Here is a 23,345-nt window from a genome sequence, read left to right on the forward strand (position 1 = left end):
CATTTCCAGCGTCCCAACCCGCGCAACGCAGAAGTGCAAACCACCAGAAACGCGGCCGGCTTTCGCTTGATGCTCGTCCGCAAGTTCATCAGCCTGGGAGGCAATCAATAAAATCAAATTTTTTAGATTGAATAAGTTATAAATATTTTGAAAATTGTTACAAATTGGTTTTTGGTTTACCTTTGGCTTATCAACCAACTAGCTGTTGTTTCTCGGCAATGCATCGGTCCGGATAACACCTTGCTATTGGCTACTTAGAGCAGTTTCCAGGTTGGTGGATGGAGGTAGAAACGCAACATTTTGTGTCTCTACCTCCATCCACCAACCTGAAAACTGCTCTATCTACCTCGTCACGATTACAATTTCTCTGTTGACTATGAAGCGTTTTGCCTTTTTGCTGCCGCTGGTATTGCTTAGCCTGCTGACGAGTGTAGCGCGCTCAGGCGCTGCACAAACGCCCGCCATGAGTCTGATGGGCAGCGTGCAGTCGGAAGAGCGGAAGCCCCTGGCAGGGGCCGCCGTCACGGTGGTTCACATGCCTTCGGGCGCCCGGTACGCCGCAGCCTCCGACGCTTCGGGTCGCTTCGTCATTGCCAATCTGCTGGTGGGCGGCCCGTACCTCATTCAAGTTGGCGAAGGCGGCTACCGCCCGCAGACGGTTGAAAACATCTTCCTGGAAACCGGAAAAACGGCTAACTTCACCGTTACCCTCAGCAAATTGGGCAAAACCAAAGCCCGCGACCTCGCCGATAATTCGGCAAATGGCACCACGCTCACCCTGGCTAAGGAAGCAGCCGTGGGTGGCCCCGTGCTGCTCACAACCAGCACCGCTCCAACCTCGCCCGCTGCGGCTCAGGCCGGTGCTAGGGTGGCGTCGGAAGCGAGTGCTGCCAAAGCAGGGGCTGCCCATTCGACAGCGGGGTCTTCATCCGGTTTGTCTACTGGTCCGGCTGCGGACCTGCCGGGTGCCGTGGCCTCCGCAACAGCAGTTCCAACGGCTACTGCCCCTCGCTACAAGCGCTACAACCGTTACCCCGACCGCAAGCCCGGCACCAAAGTCAGAGTGGCCGACCCCATCGTGCCCGGTCATTTCGACGCCAAAAGCGGAAACTACATCTACGAAACCGGCCAGCCTACTGCCCTGAAGCTGGCCAATGGCAGCGTCATTACGGGCGTTGGCATCAATTCGACCGAGAGCTACCTGTACCGGTTTCTGGCCAACCCCAGCACCCTGGTGGACACCCTGGACCTCACCCAGGGCTGGTACAACTTCGACCGGGTATTCTTCAATCCCGGCAAGGCCACGCTTACGCCGGAGTCCATCGGCCAGCTGCGCAACATTGCCACCATCCTGCGGGCCTTTCCCAACGCTTGCATCAAGCTCGGTGGCTACACCGACAGCACCGGGACTTATAAAGTGAACCGGCAGCTGAGCGAAGCCCGTGCCCGTACCGCCTGGGCCAGCCTGGTCGAAATGGGCATCAGCCCCAGCCGCCTCGACGCCCGCGGCTACGGTTCCAACTACGCCATTGCCGAGAACAACTCCGACGAAGGCCGCGCCAAAAACCGCCGCCTAAGCGTGAAAGTGCTGCAGAAATAAGGTCCTGGGCCGCGTCTGGCATAGCTCTTGCGGCCTGGCAGTGCCTTACCTTCGTCGTTGCCTGCTGCACTAAAACGCCCGGTGGCGGCGTTGTGCGGGTTCCTATGTCAGTGTTTTCTTCTGCGTTGCGCTTTTCATTCCGGCGGCCGGCTTCAGTAGCGGCCGCGCTGCTGTTGGGTTCCGTGGGGGAAGCACAGGCGCAGGACGTTTTTTTCTCTCAGTCTTTTGCCACGCGCCTGCACACCAACCCGGCTTTCACGGGCCTGGTCGACGACTACAGCGTCACGCTGAGCTACCGCAACCAGTTTCCCACCCTGTCCGGCTCGTTCGTCAGCTCGCAGGCCGCTGCTGATTTGCGCCTCAACCAGCCCGGCCAGCACCACGCGCTTGGCCTGCTCATCAACCAGGACCGCGCCGGCGCCGTGGGCTATACCCGCCTCGAAATCGGCGCCCTCTACGCCTACCACACCCGCCTCACCGAAAAGCTGGCCTTGAGTGGCGGCCTGCGCGCCAGCTACGGCCGCCAGCGCGTCGGATATGATAATTTCGTGTTCGGCGACCAGATTCAGGAAGATGGCAGCGTGGTCGGCCCTTCGGCCGAATCCCTGGATTTTCCGCCTGTCAATTACCTCAGCCTGGGCACCGGCGCCGTGCTTTACACCGAGCAAGGCTGGCTGAGCGTGGCCGGCCAGCACCTCAACCAACCCAGCTTGGGCTTCCGCACTGAAAGCCAGCTGCCCATTCTGCTCAGCATCTCGGGGGGGTACAAGCTATTTGCCATCAAGCCCGGCCAGGGCGTGGCCAACCGCGAGGTAAGCTACACGCCCGTGGCGGCCTACACCCGTCAGGGCGGCTCCCAACGCGTTGAAACCGGCATTTATCTCACCGCATCGCCGGTCACGCTGGGCGCCGTATATCGCAATATTTCCCTGCCCGGCAGCGTTAGGCCGCAGCAGCTGGTAGCGGTGGTGGCCGGTGTGCAGGCCGGCGCCCTGCGCGTGGGCTACAGCTACGACGTGGGCCTGAGCCAGCTAAGCTCCGAGCTGGGCGGGGCCCACGAAGTGACCCTGGCCTTGCGGGCATTTGACCGATTAGAAAATGCGCATCGCCGTCTAAAAAGACGGGTTTACCCAAAAGCCCCTTGTCCGGCATTTTAATTTTTTGTATTATTGCGTCCTAATTACCTTAGATAACTCTTCAGCCCTCATACTTTTTTAACTTTGTTATGAAATTAACTCATTATCTACGCTTAGCCACGCTGGGTCTTGTGGTGCTGGCAAGCTGCGGCAAGAAAGGCCCGCCAACGGCCTCTAAACCGGGCAAATATTCCTCTACGACGGGTATTGAGTACAACACCGAGAAGGGCATGGCCGTGGCCAACTTCAAGAAAATCCCCGAAGGCCCCGGTCTGGTGTTTATCGAAGGCGGCCGCACGGTGCTGGGCTCGCAGGAAGAAGACGTAACGATGACGCACGACAACATCGAGCGCACCGTGACCATTGCCTCGTTCTACATGGACATGACCGAGGTGGCCAACATTCACTGGCTCGAATACCTGCACTTTATCCGCACCGACTCAGCCGAAGAATTTTATAAGTCGGCCCTGCCCGATACCACGGTGTGGGCGCGCGACCTGTCGTTCAACGACCCCTACGTGACTTACTACCTGCGTTACCCCGGCTTCCGCTACTTCCCCGTGGTGGGCGTGAGCTGGCTGCAGGCCGACGACTATTGCACCTGGCGTACCGCCAAAGTAAACGAGCGCCTCGCCGCCGGTGGCGACAGCAAGTCGGGCAAAGGTGGCCTGTTTGGCAAGAAAAAATCCAAAGGTGCCGCTGAAGGCGCCGCCGCCGAAGGCACCATGGGTACTGCCGGTGCACTGGGCAACGGCAAAAGCTCAACCTCCATCGAAAACGGCAACACGCTGCCCAACTACCGCCTCCCCACCGAGGCAGAGTGGGAATACGCCGCCCAGGCCCTCATCGGCACCCAGGAAGTGGGCAACGAAAACCAGGAAGAGAAGCGCATTTACCCCTGGGATGGCAAATCGACCCGCAACTCGTACGGCGGCAAAATGGGCCAGTTCCTGGCGAACTTCAAGCGCGGCCGCGGTGACTACGCCGGTATTGCCGGCAGCCTGAACGACGGTGCTATGATTACGGAGTACATCTACTCGTACCCGCCGAATGACTACGGCCTCTACAACATGGCCGGTAACGTGAACGAGTGGGTACAGGACGTGTACCGCCCCCTGTCGTTCCAGGACGTAGAAGACCTGAACCCCTTCCGCCGCAACGGCGTGGGTGACCCCGCCGACAAGTACGACAAAAACCCCAACGCCGCCGGCCGTGGCGGTTACCAGTCGCTGATTGACGACCACGTGCGCGTGTACAAAGGCGGTTCGTGGCGCGATGTGGCCTACTGGCTCTCGCCCGGCACCCGCCGCTTCATGGCCGAAGATTCTTCGACGGCTACCATCGGTTTCCGTTGCGCCATGATTAACGCTGGCTCGAACAAGTAAGCCGATTCTTCAAGCGAATAAAAAGGCCGCTCCTGAATAAGGAGCGGCCTTTTTATTTTGGATGTTTTGAATTTTAACGGTCGGCGCAGGCAATGGTGGCAATACTTACCTCGGCAGCTCCTGCCGCCAGCAGCACCGCGCCGCAGGCCTCCAGGGTAGCCCCAGTGGTCAGCACATCATCCACAATCAGAATGCGGCGGCCTGCGACATGGGCAGGGTTTTCGACCTCGAACACGGTGGCCACGTTTTCCCAACGCTCAGCGCGGTTCTTCTTGGTTTGCGTTTTGGTGTTGGTGGTGCGGCGCAGGGCGGTGTTGCTGGCGGGCACTTTCAAGCCCTCCGAAAGGCCGGTAGCAAAGGCGGCAGCCTGGTTGTAGCCGCGCTTGGCCAGCTTGCGCGGGTGCAGCGGCACGGGCACGATGAGGTCGAAATCGGCCGCTATTCCGGCGGCGAATAATTCAGTTCCATAGAGTTGGCCAAGGGCGGTGCCCACGTCGCGCTGGCCTTGGTACTTGAGCTCGTGGAGCAGGTGTTGCACCCGGCCGTGACGTATGAAGCGCAGGTAGCTCAGGGCGTGGCGGATGGGCAACTTGCCCCAGAAGCGACGGCCCAGCGGGTTTTGGTCGGGTGGCAGGCGGTGGAAATCGGTATACGGCAACTCGGCCCGGCAGCCGGTGCAGAGGTGGCTTTCGCCCGTCATTAGCGGCTCCTGGCAGGCCAGACACAGGCGCGGGTAGATGAGGCCCACAAAATCGGCCCAGAGCGTGCGGAGCATGAGCGGTAGAAATGGGAGCGAGGTTTAGGAGTAATTTTGAAGAAGCAATGTAGCCAAAATTCGTGGTCATTCCCCCTAATTACGTCATGCTGAGCGCAGTCGAAGCATCTCGCTCGGAGAAGTAATCATATTCGTTGAACGATTGGTTTACTGCTGCAGGCGAGATGCCTCGGCTGCGCCCGGCATGACCGTGCTTTTCTCTTAGCTAATTCCCTAAAAATGTCCCAAGTAACCGAATTCAACGAGTACCGCCAGCGCATGAATGCCACCATCATGGCGGCCGATAACAAGGTCATCAAGCGGTTTTTCAACCTCGACACCAACACCTACGCAGCCGGCGCGCTCGACGTGAAAACCAAGGAAATGCTGGGCCTGGCCTGCTCCATGGTGCTGCGCTGCGACGACTGCATCAAGTACCACGTGGGCAAATGCTTCGAGGAAAAGCTCACCGACGAGGAGATTTACGAGGTGTTTGCCATTGCCAACATCATCGGCGGCAGCATCGTGATTCCGCACTTCCGCCGGGCGGTGGAATACTGGGAAATCCTGAAATCGGAAGCCGGCGCCGGCGCCCACGACGGCGCCGCCCTGGCTGCCCACAAAGCCGAACACGACGGCCAGCCCGCCGCATGAGCGAGGACCTGAACCACGCCGCCCCAGCCGAACACCCCGAGGCCGAAGCCGACTTCGATGCCCGCTGGGAAACCCTGATGGTGGAGATGCAGGAGCGTTTCGGCAAGCGGCCGGACCTGAACGCGCTGCTGCTGCTCATCGGCATTCAGGAGCTGAACCAGGGCCTGACCACCTTCACCAAGGAGCAAAAACAGGACCTGATGCACATTGCTACCTGCCGGCTGTTCAGCCTGAGCGGCCACTACGAGCAGACGCACGTGGACGAGGACGGCTGGCCTCACTACAAGCTGCTGCGCCCCGTGCCTTTTGCTAATTTGAAAGAGCAGGAGCGCATGCTGAAGTGGCACATTCTGGAGTATTTCGCGCTGGACCCGGGAGATGACCTATAAGCTATATAGGCCGTCCTGCTGAGCGCAGTCGAAGCATTTCTACTGCAATAGTAAATCCTGTTAATTGGATTAGTTATGTGGTAGAGATGCTTCGACTGCGCTCAGCAGGACGGCCTGAGTTTAATTCAGAAAACCACATGAAAATCGTTTCTTACAACGTCAACGGCCTGCGCTCGGCCCTGAGCAAAGGCCTGCTGGACTGGGTAGCTGAGGCCGCACCCGACGTGCTGTGCCTGCAGGAAATCAAGGCCAGCCGCGAGCCGATGGACGTGTCGGGCTTCGAGAAGCTGGGCTACTTCGCTTACCTGCATCCGGCCCAGAAACCGGGCTACAGCGGCGTGGCCGTTTTCTCGAAGGTGGAGCCGAAAGCCGTGGTGCACGGCTGCGGCCAGCGTTGCTACGACGACGAAGGCCGTGTACTACGGCTTGATTTTGAGGATGTATCGGTGCTGAATACCTACATGCCCTCGGGCACCAGCGGGCCGGAGCGGCAGGCCTTTAAGGTAGAGTGGCTGCACTTTTTTCGCGACTACGTGGCGAAGCTGCGAACCGATGGAAAAACCCCGCCGCTGCTCATCGGCGGCGACTTCAACTGCTGCCAGACGGCTATCGACCTGCACAACCCCAAGGCCAACCAGAACAGCCCCGGCTACACGCCGGAAGAACGACGGTGGTTTGCCGATTTTTTGGCCGATGGGCTGGTTGATACTTTTCGGCATCACCACGGCGGGGCACCGGGCCATTACTCGTGGTGGAGCTACCGGGCCGGCTCGCGCGACCGCAACGTGGGCTGGCGCCTCGACCACTGGCTGGCCGATGCGGCCCTGCAACCACGGCTGGCCGGCGCAGGTCTGTTGCCCGATGTGGTGCATTCTGACCATTGCCCGGCCTGGGTGGAGGTATTGTAGCAGAACGAGTAGCGCGAAATTTCATTTCGCAATGAGCGAAGCGAATCCTACTTTCTGAAGTGGTTAGAACTCGCGCTGCTCGATGCAAAATGAAATTTCGCGCTACACGTTCTATGCCCGCCAAACGAACCAAGCAGCCCGCTCCTGATGTATCTTTCCCAACTAAGACCTGATTTATGGCGATGCTGATGGAGCGCGGCGCTTCGGCGGCCGAGTACCCCGCCCTGGCGCGGGTGCGAACGGAGCTGGAAGCCTTCAAGCGCAAGTTTTACCTTAACCTGCTGGTGCGTGGCTTGCTGGTGGCCGGTGGGCTGCTGCTCACATTTTTTGTGGCGTTCAACGGGCTCGAATATTTTCTTTACCTGCCCACCGTGGTGCGGGCCGGGCTGCTGTTTGGCTTCATCGGCCTCACTGTTTACAGCTTTGCCCGCTGGATTTGGACGCCGCTGGCCGCCCTCACCAACCTGCGCCGGCTGCTTAGCGACGAGCAGGCGGCCCGCCGGGTAGGGGAGTTGTTTCCCGAAGTGCAGGACCGCCTGCTCAATGCCTTGCAGCTGCAGGGCCAGGCCCGCGACAACGCCCTCATCACCGCCAGCCTGGAGCAGCGCGCCGCCCAAATGGGCGACATTTCCTTTGCCAAAGGCATCGATATTCAGCAGCAGAGCCGGCCGCTGTGGAAATACGCGGCTATTCCCGCCGCCGTGCTGCTGTTGCTGCTGGCGTTTTACCCCAGCTTCCTGGTGCAGGGCACCGAGCGTATCTGGCACTACAAGCGGGCGTATTCGCCGCCGGCGCCGTTTCAGTTTCAGATTAAAAACCCCAAGCTGACGGCTTTCAAAGGGGAAGATTTTACGCTGGATGTGGGCGTGGCGGGCAACGCGCTGCCGGCCGACGTGAGCATTGCCTTCGACGAAGGCGAGCGCAAGCTGAGCAAGGTAGCTGGGCGCGGCGACCGGTTCCGCTACACGTTTGAGCAGCCGCAGGGCGACGTGACGTTTCAGCTGAAAGGCGCCGGGTTTGCCTCGCCCGAGTACCAGCTCACGGTGCTGGAGCGGCCCAACCTGCGCGATTTTAAAGTCAATATCACCTACCCGGCTTACACCGGCAAGGCGGCCGAAACCATTGAAAACGGCGGCAACCTGACCGTGCCCGAAGGCAGCACGGTGCGCTGGGAATTTGCCACGGCCGCCACCGATGAGCTGGCGCTGGTGTTCCAGAACCCGGACGAGACGCTGGCCGCCACCGGCGACGACGGCACCTTCGTAGCCGAGCGGCGGGTACTGCGTTCGCAGCCCTACGTGCTGCGCCTGAAAAACCCGGCCAGCCTCAACCGCGACCCCATTTCTTATCAACTCACGGCCGTGCCCGATTTGCCGCCCACGCTCACGCTGGAGGCTTTTTCGGATACCGTGACGCGGCGCTACCTGGCGCTGGGCGGCACCGTGCGCGACGACTACGGCCTGACCCGGCTGGAACTGCATTATGCATTGCGCCGCGCCGGGCAAGGACCAAATTCAGTCCCCAGTCGCGTAGGGGCCACGCCGCTGGGCTTGCCCCGTGAGAGCGCCGGCACTTATGCCTATACCTGGAACCTGGGTGCCCTGAACATGCACCCCGGCGACCGCCTCGAATACTTCGTGGAAGCCTGGGACAACGACGGGGTGCACGGCCCCAAGGCCACTCGCACCCGCCCGGCCGAGTTCCGCCTGCCGAGCAGCCGCGAATTGCGCCAGGAAATGCAGGCCCAGGCCCAATCCGTGGCCAGCCAAATGAGCCAGGCCGCCAAGCAAAGCGAGAAGCTGGAGCGCGAGCTGGCCAAAACTCAGGACAAACTGAAAACCAAGCGCGACCTGAGCTTCCAGGACCGCAAGCAGCTGGAAAACATGCTGGACCAGAAAAACCAGCTCAACCAGCAGATGGAGCAGATGCAAAGGATGTTTGACCAGCTGCAGCAGAAACAGGACCAGCTCAGTCCCAAAAGCGAGGAGCTGGCCAAAAAAGCCGAGGAGCTAAAAAAGCTGATGGCCGACCTGCTCGACCCCGAAACCAAGAAGCTCTACGACAAGCTGCAAAAGCTGCTGGAAGAAAAAAAACAGCCCGACGCCGAGATGCAGAAGCTGCTCCAACAGCTCGAAAACAAAGAAGATACTCTGCAAAAAGAGCTCGACCGCGCCCTCGAAATGTTTAAGCAGATGCAGCTGGAGCAGAAGGCCGAGGAAACCGCCAACAAGCTCGACGAGCTGGCCAAGCAGGAAGAAAAGCTGGCCGAAAAAACTGAGCAGAACGACAAGGAAAACCCCGATAACAATGCCTCGAACCAGGAGCAGAAAGCCAAGCAGGAGCAACTCAAGCAGGAGCAGGCCCAGAACCAAAAGGAATTTGAAGACCTAAAAAAAGAGCTGCAAGACCTGAAACAGATGGACAAGGAGCTGGGCGACCAGAACGGCATGGACGAGCAGAAGCCCGAACAGGAGCAGACCGACCAGGACATGCAGGAAAGCCAGCAGAGCCTCAGCAAAAACCAGAACAAAAAGGCCGCCGGCAAGCAGAAAAGCGCCGCCTCGCGCATGAAGAAAATGGCGCAAAAAATGCGCGACCAGATGAGCGAGGAGGAAAGCGACCAGGCCCAACAAAACATCGACGACCTGCGCGACATCCTCGAAAACCTGCTCACCCTGAGCTTCGACCAGGAGCAGCTAATGAAGGATTTCCGCAAGGTGAATCAGAGTGACCCGCGCTTCGTGCAGCTCGGCCAGACCCAGCGCAAGCTGCGCGACGACGCCAAAATCATTCAGGATTCGCTCTACGCCCTGGCCAAGAAGGAGCCCAAGATTCAGAGCTTTGTGACCCGCGAAGTGGGCGAGATGAACGGCCGCATGGACGAGTCGCTCACCCACATCCAGCAGCGCGACCTGACGCGCGCCACCGCCACCGAGCAGCAGGCCATGACCAGCATGAACAACCTGGCACTGATGCTGCAAAGCTCCCTCAACCAGATGCAGCAGGAAGCCAAGGCCGGCCAGGGCCCGCCCCAGGACGGCCCGGGCAAGCCCGGCAAAAAGAAAGGCAAGGGCAAAGGGCAGGGCCAGGGCAGCAAGCCCGGCCCCGGCAACATGGGCCAGATGCAGCAACAGCTCAACGAGCAGATTCAGAAACTCTCGCAGAGCGGCAAATCGGGCCGGGCCATGTCGGAAGAGCTGGCCAAGCTGGCCGGTCAGCAACAGATGCTGCGCCAGGCCATGCAGCAGCTCGACAAGATGCAGCAGGGCCAGGGCAAGCCCGGCGGTGCAGGCCAGGCCGGGCAGGGCAAAGACGGCAAGGATGGAAAAGAAGGCAAGGAAGGTGGCCCCAACGGCAAGGACGGCAAAAGCGACCAAGGCGGCGGCCAGGGCACCAGCGACATCAAGAAAATGATGGAACAAACCGAAACCGACCTCGTGAACAAGCGCCTGACCGAGGAAACCATCATGCGCCAGCAGCAAATCCTTACCCGCTTGCTGGAAGTAGAAAAATCGGCCCGTGAGCGCGACCAGGACACCAAACGCGAAGCCCAAGCTGCTCAGTATAAACCACCGGTTTTCCCGCCTGCCTTCGACAAATACAAGGTCAGCAAAGAACGCCAGACGGAATTACTACGTAGTACTCCACCAAGCCTCACTCCATACTATCAGCGCGAAGTGGGCGAATATTTTCAAAAAATCAAGTAACCATGGCCGGCCTCCCATCCAAACGTCTCCTGGTTTCGTTAACCGATTCATGTTCTGCCGGAACCAGGTAAGGTGGGCCCGCATAAATAGTGGTGGCGCTTTGCTGCCAAAAGACTATTTTTGCCGCCCTTAACCCGCCGCCGTCCTACCTATCAAACCGCCTTATGAAGCAGGTAAAAATTCAGATTCCGTCGCTCGTCGAAAACATCCGCGTGGTGGAGAGTTTCATCGATAACTCCAAGGATACCTTTCAGATTGAGGACGATATCTACGGCAACATCATGGTGGCCGTAACCGAAGCAGTAAATAACGCCATTCGCCACGGCAACAAATTCGATAAGGACAAGAACGTCTATTTGTCGCTGTACGTGGAGCCGCAACAGCTCAAATTTGAGATTGAGGACGAGGGCGCCGGCTTCAATTACGACAACTTGGACGACCCCACGGCGCCCGAAAACCTGGAAAATCCCGGTGGCCGCGGCATCTTTCTCATTCGCCATTTGGCCGATGAAGTGGAATTTAGCAAAGACGGCCGCCGCGTGCAGCTCACGTTCCAGCTCGCGCCCGCACCCGCCGGCACAAACTCCACCGCCGACCACATCGCGGCCTGATTGCCATGATGAGTACCCCGCCGATGGGCCCGCCCCACCACGAAAACTTCCCACCCGGCGAGCTCCACCACGAAGCTCCCGGCATCGAGTTCATGGTGGAGGACGTGCCTGAATTTGAATTGTCCGATGCTGAAGGGGTAATTGACTGGATTGAGCGCGTGGCCAAGGTGCACGAGCACCGCATTGTGCAGCTCACCTACATCTTTTGCTCCGATGACTACCTGCACCAGCTCAACGTCGAGTACCTCGACCACGACACGCTGACCGACGTCATCACCTTCGATAATTCGGACGACGCCGACATTCTGGAGGGCGACATCTTTATCAGCGTGGAGCGGGTGCGCGAGAATGCGCAGGACCTGGGCATCCCCTTCCGCGACGAGCTGCACCGCGTCATGATTCACGGCGTGCTACACCTGCTCGGCTACCACGACAAAGACCTGCTGAGCCAAACGGCCATGCGCAAAAAGGAAGACGACTGCCTGTCTCTCCGCACTTTTTAGCCCAGCCGTTGTTGTTCAGCTAAGATTAAAAAGAACGTCATGCTGAGCGCAGTCGAAGCATCTCTCCCGTGTGACTAACCCTTATTAATGGGATTACTACTGCGGGAAAGATGCTTCGACTGCGCTCAGCATGACGTTCTTTTTATAGGTTTCTAGTCGTCTTCCCGCTTTTTCCATGTCTGCTTCCCCTTCTGCCCTGCCCATTATTCGGGGCGATGCGTTGGATTTTTACTTGGCCCAAGGCTACTACCGGATGCAGCAGGAATTATTCACCTGCCACTTCGTGCCCTTCGGCAAGCGCCTTTACACCGCCCACTGGCTGCGGCTGGACCTGAGCCGCGTAGAATGGGGCCCCGAGCAGCGCCGGCTGCTGCGCCGCAACGCCCGGTTTGCCGCCACCGTCTGCCCGTTTCGGCTCACCGAGGAATATGAGGAATTGTACGCCCGTTACCACGCCTCCATCACCTTCGATGCTGCTCCAACCATCGAAGCCGTGCTGCTTGGCGGTGAGCCCCACAACGCGTTCAACACCCAGGTCATCGAGCTGCGCGACGGCGAGCGCCTGATAGCTGCCGGCATCTTCGACCTTGGCGAGCGCACCATGGCCGGTATCCTGAATTTCTACGACCCCGATTACCGTCAATTCAGCCTCGGAAAGTACCTGCTGCTGCTGAAAACCGACTACGCCCGCCGCCTGCGCCTGGAGTACTACTACCCCGGCTACCTCGTGCACGGCTACCCCAAATTCGATTACAAACTATTCGCCTGCGCGGCGGCCACCGAGGTTTTTGATAACGTGCGGGGCTTCTGGCAGCCTTTTTCCTGGGAAATCGTCAACGCGCATTCGGCCGAATTGCTGGATGAATGGCTGTCCGAAGACCTGCGCGAAATGGTCGACCCCGACTAAACGGTTCTGCCTAACCCGAATTCCTGAACCCACAAGCCGTTTCACGTGAAACTGACAACTGGCTGCCTTTTAGCGCAGAGTTTCGCGGATTAAGCCGAGGTGCGCAAAGTTTTCCGGTTGAACTGTTTTAGTTATTCCGAACTTTGTCAAATACTTCGCGGAACTCAGCTCCCTCCGCGAAACTCTGCGCTTATGTTTCAGCAAGAAGAATACGACGTCATTGTAGTAGGCGCGGGCCACGCCGGCTGCGAAGCCGCGGCTGCCGCCGCCAACCTCGGCTCGAAGGTGCTGCTGGTGACGATGAATATGAATACCATCGCCCAGATGTCGTGCAACCCCGCCATGGGCGGCGTGGCCAAGGGCCAGATTGTGCGCGAAATCGACGCGCTGGGCGGCCAGTCGGGCATCATCACCGACCAGACCATGATTCAGTTTCGGATGCTGAACCGCTCCAAGGGCCCCGCCATGTGGAGCCCCCGCGCCCAAAGCGACCGCATGCGCTTCGCCGAAGCCTGGCGCCTGACCCTGGAAGGCATCGCCAACGTGGACTTCTGGCAGGAAGCCGTGACCGGCATCGTGGTGGAAAACGACGCCGTGGTAGGCGTGAAAACGCAGCTCGGCATTGAGTTCCGCGGCAAGTCGGTGGTGCTCACGAACGGCACCTTCCTGAACGGCCTCATCCACATCGGCGAGAAGAATTTTGGCGGTGGCCGGGCGGCCGAGAAAGGCAGCCGCGGTATCACTGAGCAGCTGGTGGAGCTGGGTTTTGAAGCCGGGCGCATGAAAACCGGCACCCCGCCCCGCGTGGACGGCCGCAGCCTGGACTACTCCAAAATGGAAGCCCAGGGCGGCGACGAGGTGCCCAGCAAATTCTCCTACCTCGATACGCCGCGCCTCACGCAGCAGCGCCCCTGCTACATCACCTACACCAACGAGCGGGTGCACGACATCCTGCGCGAGGGTTTCGAGAAGTCGCCTATGTTCCAGGGCCGCATCAAGGGCCTGGGGCCGCGCTACTGCCCCAGCGTGGAGGACAAAATCAACCGTTTCGCCGACAAGGACCGCCACCAGATTTTTGTGGAGCCCGAGGGCTGGAGCACCGTGGAATGCTACATCAACGGCTTCAGCAGCTCGCTGCCGGAGGACGTGCAGTACCGCGCCCTGCGCGAAATAGCGGGCTTTGAGAACGCCAAGATGTTCCGCCCCGGCTACGCCATCGAGTACGACTTTTTCCCGCCTACCCAGCTGGCGCTCACGCTCGAAACCAAGCTGATTGCGGGTCTGTATTTCGCGGGCCAGATTAACGGCACCACGGGCTACGAGGAGGCCGCCTGCCAGGGCCTGATGGCTGGCATCAACGCCCACAACAAGGTGCACGGCAAACAGCCCTTCATTCTCAAAAGGAGCGAAGCCTACATCGGTGTGCTCATTGATGACCTGGTGAACAAAGGCACCGACGAGCCCTACCGCATGTTCACGAGCCGCGCCGAGCACCGCATTCTGCTGCGCCAGGATAATGCCGACCTGCGCCTCACGCCGCTGGGCCACGAGTTGGGCTTGGCGTCGGATGAGCGGCTGGAGCGCGTGCGGATGAAGGAAGCCCAGACCGCCGAAATCGGCACGCTGTTCCAGAAATTCGCCATCGAGCCGGCCGAAATCAACCCGCTACTGGTGGAGCTGGGCTCGGCCGAAATCCACGAAAAAACCCGCGCCGTGAACCTGCTGCGCCGCCCCAACGTGGAGCTGACCGACCTGCGCCGCGCCCTGCCCGCGCTCGATGAAGCGTTGGCGGCTTACGATGCAGAAGCATTGGAGCAGGCCATTATCAACATCAAGTACGAAACCTACCTGCTGAAGGAGCAGCAGCAGGCCGAGCGCATGCAGGAGCTGGAAAACTTCGTAATTCAGGGCCGGCTCGATTACCGCGCCATGCCCGCCCTCTCGCACGAGGCCCGCGAAAAGCTGCTCAAGATTCAACCAGAAACCATTGGGCAGGCCTCGCGCATCAGCGGCATCTCGCCCGCCGATGTGTCGGTACTGATGGTGTACTTGGGCCGTTAGGTCATCTTTGAACGTCGTGCTGAGCGCAGCCAAAGCATCTTTACTGCGCCGTCTGTCATCCTGAGCAGAGCGAAGGACCTTATCACGTCATAACAAATAGTTGAAACGTGATAGGATGCTTCCTCCGTCAGCATGACAAATGGCACGGTAGAGATGCTGCGGCTACGCTCAGCACGACGTTCTTTTTGCTCTGAAAATAGTCCGTTCCGTTCCTGCTAAAATCTTGCGAACTTTGCCGGGCTACGAATTATGCTGCGCCGCACTTGTGCCGGCCGGCTTTTGCCTTTAGAAGTATCCGTGTCCTACGAACGAATAGATAATTGCCCGGTTTGCGGCAAAACCGAGTTTCGCAACAAAATGGTGGTGGAAGACCGCACGGTTAGCCACGAAAGCTTTGCCATCGTGCAATGCGCGGGCTGCGGCTTCCAGTTCACCAACCCGCGGCCGAACGAGGCCGAAATCGGCAAGTACTACGAGTCGGACGCCTACGTGTCGCACAACAGCGCGGCCCAGGGCTTCGTGAACCAAGCTTACAAGGTGGCGCGGTTCTTCACCATGCGCCGCAAGGTGAGTTTGCTGAACAAGCTGGCGCCGCGCCGGGGCAAATTATTGGACTACGGCTGCGGCACGGGCCATTTTCTGGCCGCCGCCAAAGCCGCCCGCTGGCAGGTGGCCGGCCTGGAGCCCAACGCCCGCGCCCGCGAGGAGGCCAGCCAGCGCCTCGGCCAGCCCATCGGACAGGAGAGCTTGTCCCAATTTCAGCCCGGCACGTTTGATGTGATTACCCTCTGGCACGTGCTGGAGCACATTCATACCCTCAACGAAACCCTAGCCCAGCTGGTGGCCCTGCTGAAGCCCGATGGCGTGCTGCTCATTGCCGTGCCCAACGTGGAAAGCCTCGACGCCCAGCACTACCGCGAGCTGTGGGCGGCCTACGATGTGCCGCGCCACCTCTACCACTTCGCCCCCAAAACCATGGCCCAGCTGCTGAAAAAGCACAAGCTGACCATCCGCCAAACCTTGCCTATGCCGCTCGATGCCTACTACGTGAGCATGCTCAGCGAGAAGCACAAGGCCGAGCGCGCCGGCGGCCTGCTCACCGTGCTCAAGGCCGGCTACAAGTCGAACCAGTACGCGGCCGACCACGAGGGGCAGTATTCGAGCCTGCTGTACGTGGCCGGGCGGCGCACCCCGGCGGCCTGATGCGACGGGCGGCGCGGCGGTGGGGGAGGGGGCTGGCCGTGGCCGCTTGCCTGCTGCCGGCTGCTTATGCCCAAACCGTGCCCACTGCGCCTGCTCAGACGCAGCCCGATTCCATCAAAAAGCCAACGCCGACCTTTGTGGCCGATACCGCCCGGCGCATTGTGGTCGTTAGCGCCGCCGAGCCGACCAACGAGGTGACGCGCCGCACGGGGCTGCGCATCGGGGCGGCCATTGTTGTTCTTACGCTCACCACGCTGCTGCTGTATAATGTCCGTTCGCGCTGAATTGCTGGCTTTGCTGGCGCTGGTTGCCTTGCTTGAAAGCTGCGCCGCCGTGGCCCCGCCCCTGGGCGGCCCGCGCGACCGCACCCCCCCGCGCCGCATCAGCAGCTCGCCCGACAGCGCGGCCCGCAACGTGAAGCAGCAGTTTGTGCGGCTGATTTTTTCGGAGCCCGTCATCACCAAGGACCTGAGCAAAAACCTGCTCATCACCCCGCAGCTGCCCGAAGACAATCCCTACAAGCTGCGCGAAGACCGCAACTCCGTCACGCTACTTTTCGACAAGCCCCTCGACCCGAATACCACCTACAGCTTCAATTTCCGCGACGGGGTGGTGGACATTACCGAAGCGCTGCCGGCCAAAAACGCCTACCTCACCTTCAGTACCGGCGCGGTGCTCGATTCTGGCAAAGTGAGCGGCACCCTGACCGACGTTCTTTCCCAAAAACCCGTGGCCGACGCCAGCATCGGCCTCTACCGCGTGGGCGACACCCTGGGGGTGCGCAAGGGCCGGCCGTACTACACCGTTCTCACGGATAAGAGCGGCAAATTCAGCCTGAATTTTCTGAAAGATGGTTCTTATAACCTCTATGCCCTGGTCGATAAAAACAACAACGGCCACTACGACGAAGGTGAAAAAATAGCTTACCTGCCTGCCCCCGTTAGCATTGTGGGCAGCACCGCTGCGCCCTTCGCGCTCGTGCTCACGCAGCCGGACAAACGGCCGCCCCTCCTCACCTCCCGAAACCCCACGCCCACGCAGTTGAGCATCAACTTTAACGAAGGCCTGCGAACGGCCGTGCTCTCGCCGCTCGGTGCCTCGGCCAGTGCCGCCGCGGTGGCCGAGGCCGTGCAACTCGCCGAACGAGGCCGCGCCGTGGTGGTCTTCAAAACCCCGGAAGTGGGCGACGGTCGCTACCTGCTCACCACAGCCGACAGCACGGGTAACGTCGCTCACGATACCCTCAACATTAAATTTCCGGTGCCGGCCGCCGCCGCCAAAAAAACGCTTCAGCCCACGCTCTACACCGTGGAAGGCGCCCCCCGTTCCGTGTACCACGAGGGTCAGGTCAAATTTCAGTTTCAGGTACCGGTGCGGGTAGTGCAAAACCGGCCTTTCGGCACCCTGGTCGAGGATTCGGTGAAGCGCCGCCCCCTGCGTCTGCCCACCGACGGTACCCTCAGCGCCGACCGCACCCACCTCATGGTGCGCTTCAATACCAAAGCCAAAACCCGGCTCGAAATCTGGCTCGACAGCACGGCCATCACCGCCATAACTGGCCAGAACCTGCGGCTAAAACCTTTGCGCCTCGGCCTAAGCGAGCAAGACGTTTCGACCAGTCTTGCGGGCACCATCACCACCAAGGCAAAGAATTTCGAGCTGCAACTGCTCGATGACAAGCTGCAGGTAGTGGCCAGCTTGGCCTCCCCCAAAGGAAGCTATCTGTTTTCCGACATAGCGCCCGGCACCTACCACCTGCGCGCGCTCATTGACACCGACGGCGATGGCCGCTGGCGCGGCGGCGACCCCAACCTGCTCTTGGCGCCCGAGCCCGTGTACCTCGACCCCAGGCCCCAGCAAGTACGGGCCGGTTTCGACATTGTGGAGAACCTCGCGTTTTAGTCGCGGCCCCCTTCAGAACTTTTCCTGGCCCTGGCAGGGCGGACCTTCCTCATTCGAAGGCCGTCCGGCCGGGGCTTCGTCGTCGGGCTCAGTTTGCGCAGAGTGAATTATCCGCGTTTTTGACCTGGTGTTAACGAAGCTGTTTAGAAAAACGGCTCGGGCCGGTCCCGACGCCCTCGGCGTCCGACCGGTTTTAGGTCGACGGTCGTTTGCGCATCGTTCTGACAACAGCCGGTCGGACGCCGAGGCGTCGGAACGGTCAACGAGGCACTTCCTAATCAGCCTTAACGTGAAGAACACACCCCGCAACGCGGTTTCGTGGATAAATAAGCTTTGAATCCAGTTACTGGGGGTGGTTTTTCATACTAATCCACCGGTTTTCCACGGGTTTTTCCACACGGGTTTGGCTTTGTGGGAAATTTCGGGGATAACCTAGGGGAAACAGGGGCACAACACGGGGATAAATGGGGCACAAGTTTTTTTGGCCATTCAGCCGCCTGCACAGGGACCAAAGCACGGGGATAAACGGGGATAACTTCCACCCGGCAGCGGGCCTTCCCACACCGCTATTTAAAGGTGGATAATAAAAATGTGGAAAGCCGGTGGAGATGTTGAAAAACAATTTAACCGGCTTTATTACAACGCTTTACTTTCCACAATGCTGGTGTATAGCACGTGGAAAAGCCCGGCCTTACCCCCACGTTTTCCACGCTGGGGATAACCTCGCTGGCTTATCCACTTATCAACTGACCTAATGAGTGGAAACAAGAAGAGTTTTTTAGAAAAAAATTTAATAAAAAGTTAAGACTGGGGAAAACCAGAAAAGCTGCGCTTCCTGCCCCACGGTTCGGGCCGCGCTTTGCAAACAGAGTCCGGCCCCCAGAAAAGGGCGCCTTCCAAGGTTTGGTGAAAAAGCTGTTGCAAAAAGCGGAGTTATCCCTGCCGCTTTGTGGAAAAGTGCGTAAAAAGGTCGTTCCAACCCTTTTGCCCACCCGCCATGCCGTTCGATTACACCCTCGATTTCCACACCACCGACTTCCGCCAGCACCCCGAGCTCTACCGCGTGGGCCGGGGCGAGCAGGGCGTGCTGCTGGTGCAGCCCTACAAGGGCGAAATTTTGCCGCACTGGCGCTTCAAAGACGCGGCGGCAGCCCGGGAGTCGTCCGAGACGATTTACGCGCTGTTTGAGGCTTATTTGAAAGCCCACGACTTTGTAGGGGCGGACATGGCCCGGAAGTTCATCCAGATGGGCTTCACCCGGGCCCGGCGCTATGCCAACCACAAAGGCGGCAAAAAATACGACGGCCCCGTGCCCGACGATAAAAAAGGCCAGAGCGGCGCCCACGGCCGTGCCGAATTGCCCCGCACCACCCACCCCGATGCCGACAAGGTAGAGGCCGCTGCCATTTTCAAGCGCAAATGGGACGAGGCCAAAGCTAACCCCGAATACATCCGTCAGAAAGACGCATTTATGGAGAAATACGGAAAGTGAGGTATAATTCTGCCTGTCATCCTGAGCGCAGCGAAGGACCTTATCACGACTGCCCGGCTTGCAGCAAACCAATTGGCACAGTCGTGATAAGGTCCTTCGCTGCGCTCAGGATGACAACCGACACCCGCTGAACACCCAACCTCCCTGCCTACCTTTGCTGACTACCCTTCACCCCAACCGCATGAGCACCACGCAACCCTCCAGCATCGAGGAAAACGAAATTATACTGGGCACCGGCATGGGCCCGCTGCGCTTCGGCGCCACCATGGACGAAGTGCGCACCCTCGTGGGCGAGCCCGAGGAAATTGAAGAGTCCGACGACGACGACGACTTTGAGCACCAAGCCTGGAACTACCACGAGGAAGACTACCTGCTTTCGCTCTACTTCGACCGCGAAGACGACTTCCGCCTGAGCTGCATCGAAACCGATAACCCCAACATGCGCCTCTTCGGCGAAGCCATCTACGGCCTGAGCGTGGACCAGGTGAAGGCCATCATGGCGCGTCACAACCAGCCCACGCCCGAGCTCGAAACCATGGAAGAGGGCGCGGTACGCCTCTCCTACGAGAAGTCGATGATAGACCTATACTTTGAAGAAGGCGAGCTGCAGTTCGTCAATTTCGGCGTCTTCATCAACGACGACATGGAAGTGCAGTGGCCCAAACAGTAGCTCACTTATCCACATTTACCGCTGTTTTTACTGTGGATAAGTGGATAAGTAACTAAAAACAGTGGGGTTATCCCCCAGTTTTGGCTTTCCGCTAGCAACGGTTGGCTTTGCTAATTTGCCGAGCACGAAAAAGGCTGCCCCGTTGAAGGGCAGCCTTTTTCGTATTCAAGCGGGTACGTTTTGTTAGCCCAGCACTGCGCGGAACAGGAGAAACAACAGGCCCGAGAGCACCATGGTCACGGGCAGGGTGAGCACCCAGGCCAGGGCAATGTTGCGCACCATGCCGGGGTTGATGTTCTTCACGCCGCGGCTGGCCACCATGCTGCCTGCAATGCTCGAGGTGAGCACGTGCGTGGTCGATGAGGGCAGGCCAAACTGCGTGCTCACGCCAATCATGGCCGCGGCCACCAGCTCGGAGCTGGCGCCCTGGGCGTAGCTCAGGTGCTCCTTGCCGATGCGCTCACCAATGGTTTTCACGATGCGCTGCCAGCCAATCATGGTGCCCACGGCCAGCGAGAGGCTCACCATCAGCAGCACCCACCAGGGAGCGTAGTCGGTGAAGGTTTTCATCTCCTTCGTGGCCGCGTCGTAGATGTTGCGGTCCTGGGTGCTGAGGCTCACGTTGGGCGAAGCCAGCAGCTTTTTCGACTGGTTGGCCAGCAGCAATACGTCGCGACGAATTTCAAAGCGCGTTTGCTGCGGCAGGTCCTTCACGTTGGTTTTGCCTTCGAAAATGCGGTCGAGGTCGGCGGTTTCGGTTTGAATTTGGGCCAGGCTTTTCTGGTCGTTGGGGCTGAGGTCGGCGCGGTTTACGCGGCCGATGACGTACTCAATTTTGCCCAGCGACTCGCGCAGGTCGAGCGGGTTCTTGGTTTCGTCGAGGGCGAAGCGGAAAGGCACAATGCCAATCAGAATCAGCATCACGAGGCCTACGCCCTTCTGGCCGTCGTTCGAGCCGTGGAAGAAGCTTACCAGCGTGCAGGTGGTGATGAGCAGCAGGCGAATCCAGAGGGGCGGGGGCTTGCGCTTATGCGGCTCCTTAAAAATGGCCTTGCTCGGCGTGAAACGCTTAAACAGGAACATCATGCCGATGGTGAGCGCAAAGCCCAGCAACGGGCCCACCAGCAGCGCGATGCCGGTTTCGCCGGCCTTGCTCCAGTTCACGGCCGCGCCTTTGGAATCGGGCAGCAGCGAAAAGGCAATACCCACGCCCAGAATCGACCCGATGAGGGCGTGCGAGCTGGAGGCTGGAATGCCGTAGTACCAAGTGCCCACGTTCCAGATAATGGCGGCCAGGATAAGGGCGCCCACCATGGCAATGCCGTGGTACACGTTCTGGTCGACGAGCGTTTCGACGGGCAGCAGGTAAATGATGCCCATGGCCACGCCAATGCCGCCGGCAAACACGCCGATGAAGTTCCAGAACGCCGACCAGATAACCGCGACCCACGGCCGCAGCGCGTTGGTGTAGATGACAGTGGCCACGGCGTTGGCCGTGTCGTGAAAGCCATTCACGAACTCAAATGCGCAGGCGGCCAGCAGGCACAGGCCGAGAAGCAGAAGTACGTGAGGTTCTAAACCAAACATAAAAGGCGGGTTTGTGGGAAATTGGATGTAATCATGGGTCAAAGGTAGGGAGGTAGCTTACAGACCCTATGTTACCGAATTGTGACGCGGGGCAGAGGGGATTGAGTTAGAACGTCATGCTGAGCGCAGTCGAAGCATCTCGCGTGCAATAGTGATTCAATCGTTTAAGAGAAAGGATTAGTGATGGCACGCGAGATGCTTCGACTGCGCTCAGCATGACGTTCTTGTTTCGCGCCTTCTACGCACAAGTTTCGGCTTCCGCCGTACCGGCCTACTTTTGTGGATATGAACCCAGCAATCGAAACCACCCAGCTTAAGGATATTGTGGCCCACGCCAAGGAATACGGCTTCGTGTTCCAGTCATCGGAAATCTACGACGGCCTAGCCGCCGTATACGACTACGGCCCCAACGGCGTGGAGCTGAAAAACAACCTCAAGCGCCTGTGGTGGGAAACCATGACCCAGCTGCACGCCGACGTGGTGGGCATCGACGCCGCCATTTTTATGGCTCCGCAAACCTGGAAGGCCTCGGGCCACGTCGACGGTTTCAACGACCCCATGATTGACAACCTCGACAGCAAAAAGCGCTACCGCGCCGACGTGCTGCTCGAAGAAAAAGCCGCTGAATACGAGAAGGCCGGCGACCCCGCCCGCGGCGCTGCCCTCACCGCCGAAATGGGCCGCCTGCTGACGGAAAACGACCTCGCCGGCGTGCGCCAGCTCATCATCGACGAGAAAATTCTGTGCCCCGTATCGGGCACCGGCAAGTGGACCGAGGTGCGCCAGTTCAACCTGATGTTCTCCACCCAGGGCTCGGCCGTGGACGGCGATGCACCGCCCGTGTACCTGCGCCCCGAAACGGCCCAGGGCATTTTCGTGAATTTCCTGAACGTACAGAAGTCGGCCCGCATGAAGATTCCGTTCGGCATTGCTCAAATTGGCAAAGCTTTCCGGAACGAGATTGTGGCCCGGCAGTTCATCTTCCGCATGCGGGAATTTGAGCAGATGGAGATGCAGTTCTTCGTGCGCCCTGGCACCGAAGGCGAGTGGTATGACACCTGGAAAGCCGCCCGTCGTCGTTTTCACGAGGCTATTGGTCTGCCGGCCGCCAAGCTGCGCTTCCACGACCACGACAAGCTGGCCCATTACGCCAAGGCGGCTGTGGACATCGAGTACGAATTCCCCTTCGGCTTCAAGGAAATCGAAGGCATTCACTCCCGCTCCGACTTCGACCTGACCCAGCACCAGAACCTGAGCCGCAAAAAGCAGCAGTACTTCGATGCCGACATCGACCCTGCCACCGGCAAGGCCTACGGCAACTACGTGCCCTTCGTGGTCGAAACCTCCGTGGGTGCCGACCGCCTGTTCCTGGCCACGCTCTGCAACGCCTACCAGGAAGAAACCATCACGGAAGGCGAGGGCGACGCCCAGACCACCAAAACCCGTACCGTGCTGAAGCTGCATCCCGCCGTGGCCCCGGTGAAAGCCGCCATTTTCCCGCTCGTCCGCAAAGACGGCATGCCCGAGAAGGCCCAGGAAATCTTCGACGCGCTGAAGTTCGATTTCCGCCTCGTGCTGGAAGAGCGGGATGCCATCGGCAAGCGCTACACCCGCCAGGACCTCATCGGCACGCCCTTCTGCATTGTGGTGGATGGCCAGACGCTGGAAGACGAAACCGTGACCGTGCGCCACCGCGACTCCCGCGAGCAAACCCGCATGCCGATTTCGGAGCTGCGCGCCTACATCGGCGAGGCGGTGAGCTTCCGTCGGATTTTTGAGCAGCTGTAGTAGCTTGTGGCGCGGACTCGCAGAGTCCGCGCCACTGCCGGGGCACCTTTCTGCGGGCCGCTGCCGTTATCAGTTAATTCTTCGCCAA

At 59.6% G+C, this 23,345-nt stretch carries 19 protein-coding genes; 17 read left to right on the top strand and 2 right to left on the bottom strand.

The features are described 5' to 3' along the window. Nucleotides 1–376 precede the first annotated feature (376 nt). The 3 genes from JKL48_RS01730 to JKL48_RS01740 all read left to right on the top strand — a co-directional run bounded on the left by JKL48_RS01730 (nucleotide 377) and on the right by JKL48_RS01740 (nucleotide 4,121). Nucleotides 377–1,600: an OmpA family protein gene (locus JKL48_RS01730; RefSeq protein ID WP_201977737.1), complete on the top strand. Its 1,224-nt coding sequence runs from the start codon at nucleotides 377–379 to the stop codon at nucleotides 1,598–1,600. Nucleotides 1,601–1,725: 125 nt separating this feature from the next. Continuing rightward, a complete protein-coding gene (locus JKL48_RS01735) occupies nucleotides 1,726–2,757 on the top strand; it encodes a PorP/SprF family type IX secretion system membrane protein (RefSeq protein WP_201977743.1) in 1,032 nt (343 codons plus the stop codon). Between the two features lie 68 nt (nucleotides 2,758–2,825). Continuing rightward, complete coding sequence (locus JKL48_RS01740; RefSeq protein ID WP_201977751.1) at nucleotides 2,826–4,121, top strand: SUMF1/EgtB/PvdO family nonheme iron enzyme; 1,296 nt, start codon at nucleotides 2,826–2,828, stop codon at nucleotides 4,119–4,121. Between the two features lie 73 nt (nucleotides 4,122–4,194). Here the strand turns inward: JKL48_RS01740 and JKL48_RS01745 are convergent, their stop codons facing one another. After that, nucleotides 4,195–4,896 carry a ComF family protein gene (locus tag JKL48_RS01745; protein WP_201977753.1) on the bottom strand — a complete coding sequence of 234 codons (702 nt, stop codon included), beginning with the start codon at nucleotides 4,894–4,896 and terminating at the stop codon, nucleotides 4,195–4,197. Nucleotides 4,897–5,115: 219 nt separating this feature from the next. Here JKL48_RS01745 and JKL48_RS01750 point away from each other — a divergent pair, with 219 nt between their 5' ends. The 13 genes from JKL48_RS01750 (at nucleotide 5,116) to JKL48_RS01810 (ending at nucleotide 19,882) form a co-directional block, all read left to right on the top strand. Further along, nucleotides 5,116–5,529: a carboxymuconolactone decarboxylase family protein gene (locus tag JKL48_RS01750; RefSeq protein WP_201977755.1), complete on the top strand. Its 414-nt coding sequence runs from the start codon at nucleotides 5,116–5,118 to the stop codon at nucleotides 5,527–5,529. After that, entirely contained in the window at nucleotides 5,526–5,918 is a 393-nt protein-coding gene (locus tag JKL48_RS01755) for a hypothetical protein (protein ID WP_201977756.1), read from the top strand. The genes JKL48_RS01750 and JKL48_RS01755 overlap by 4 nt, the downstream gene beginning before the upstream one ends. Nucleotides 5,919–6,055: 137 nt before the next feature. Continuing rightward, entirely contained in the window at nucleotides 6,056–6,826 is a 771-nt protein-coding gene (locus JKL48_RS01760) for an exodeoxyribonuclease III (protein ID WP_201977757.1), read from the top strand. 176 nt (nucleotides 6,827–7,002) lie between these two features. Then, nucleotides 7,003–10,533, top strand: a complete 3,531-nt coding sequence (locus JKL48_RS01765) for a DUF4175 family protein (protein WP_236668555.1) — start codon at nucleotides 7,003–7,005, stop codon at nucleotides 10,531–10,533. Nucleotides 10,534–10,697: 164 nt separating this feature from the next. After that, on the top strand, nucleotides 10,698–11,144 hold the full coding sequence (locus JKL48_RS01770) for an ATP-binding protein (RefSeq protein WP_201977758.1): 447 nt from the start codon (nucleotides 10,698–10,700) through the stop codon (nucleotides 11,142–11,144). Nucleotides 11,145–11,149: 5 nt separating this feature from the next. Continuing rightward, the gene (gene ybeY, locus JKL48_RS01775) at nucleotides 11,150–11,647 is read left to right on the top strand and encodes an rRNA maturation RNase YbeY (RefSeq protein WP_317191878.1); all 498 of its coding nucleotides are present in this window, start codon (nucleotides 11,150–11,152) and stop codon (nucleotides 11,645–11,647) included. A 175-nt stretch (nucleotides 11,648–11,822) separates the two neighbouring features. Then, nucleotides 11,823–12,554 carry a GNAT family N-acetyltransferase gene (locus JKL48_RS01780; RefSeq protein WP_236668556.1) on the top strand — a complete coding sequence of 244 codons (732 nt, stop codon included), beginning with the start codon at nucleotides 11,823–11,825 and terminating at the stop codon, nucleotides 12,552–12,554. Nucleotides 12,555–12,746: 192 nt separating this feature from the next. Next, nucleotides 12,747–14,615, top strand: a complete 1,869-nt coding sequence (gene mnmG / locus JKL48_RS01785; protein WP_201977759.1) for a tRNA uridine-5-carboxymethylaminomethyl(34) synthesis enzyme MnmG — start codon at nucleotides 12,747–12,749, stop codon at nucleotides 14,613–14,615. Nucleotides 14,616–14,912: 297 nt separating this feature from the next. Then, entirely contained in the window at nucleotides 14,913–15,818 is a 906-nt protein-coding gene (locus tag JKL48_RS01790) for a class I SAM-dependent methyltransferase (RefSeq protein WP_201977760.1), read from the top strand. Then, the gene (locus JKL48_RS01795; protein ID WP_201977761.1) at nucleotides 15,818–16,102 is read left to right on the top strand and encodes a hypothetical protein; all 285 of its coding nucleotides are present in this window, start codon (nucleotides 15,818–15,820) and stop codon (nucleotides 16,100–16,102) included. Before JKL48_RS01790 ends, JKL48_RS01795 begins: the two co-directional genes overlap by 1 nt. Beyond that, the gene (locus JKL48_RS01800) at nucleotides 16,086–17,720 is read left to right on the top strand and encodes an Ig-like domain-containing domain (protein WP_201977762.1); all 1,635 of its coding nucleotides are present in this window, start codon (nucleotides 16,086–16,088) and stop codon (nucleotides 17,718–17,720) included. Before JKL48_RS01795 ends, JKL48_RS01800 begins: the two co-directional genes overlap by 17 nt. Before the next feature lie 997 nt (nucleotides 17,721–18,717). Beyond that, nucleotides 18,718–19,212 carry a DUF4385 domain-containing protein gene (locus JKL48_RS01805; RefSeq protein WP_201977764.1) on the top strand — a complete coding sequence of 165 codons (495 nt, stop codon included), beginning with the start codon at nucleotides 18,718–18,720 and terminating at the stop codon, nucleotides 19,210–19,212. A 154-nt stretch (nucleotides 19,213–19,366) separates the two neighbouring features. Continuing rightward, nucleotides 19,367–19,882 (top strand): hypothetical protein, encoded by a 516-nt coding sequence (locus JKL48_RS01810; protein ID WP_236668557.1) that lies wholly within the window; start codon nucleotides 19,367–19,369, stop codon nucleotides 19,880–19,882. Between the two features lie 183 nt (nucleotides 19,883–20,065). Here the strand turns inward: JKL48_RS01810 and JKL48_RS01815 are convergent, their stop codons facing one another. Further along, on the bottom strand, nucleotides 20,066–21,469 hold the full coding sequence (locus JKL48_RS01815; protein ID WP_201977766.1) for an inorganic phosphate transporter: 1,404 nt from the start codon (nucleotides 21,467–21,469) through the stop codon (nucleotides 20,066–20,068). Nucleotides 21,470–21,754: 285 nt separating this feature from the next. Between JKL48_RS01815 and JKL48_RS01820 the strand changes: the two genes are divergently transcribed. Beyond that, nucleotides 21,755–23,257 (top strand): glycine--tRNA ligase, encoded by a 1,503-nt coding sequence (locus JKL48_RS01820; protein WP_201977768.1) that lies wholly within the window; start codon nucleotides 21,755–21,757, stop codon nucleotides 23,255–23,257. Nucleotides 23,258–23,345: the final 88 nt, after the last annotated feature.

The organism is Hymenobacter rubidus (assembly GCF_016734815.1).
In the GTDB taxonomy this organism is placed as follows: Bacteria; Bacteroidota; Bacteroidia; order Cytophagales; family Hymenobacteraceae; genus Hymenobacter; species Hymenobacter rubidus.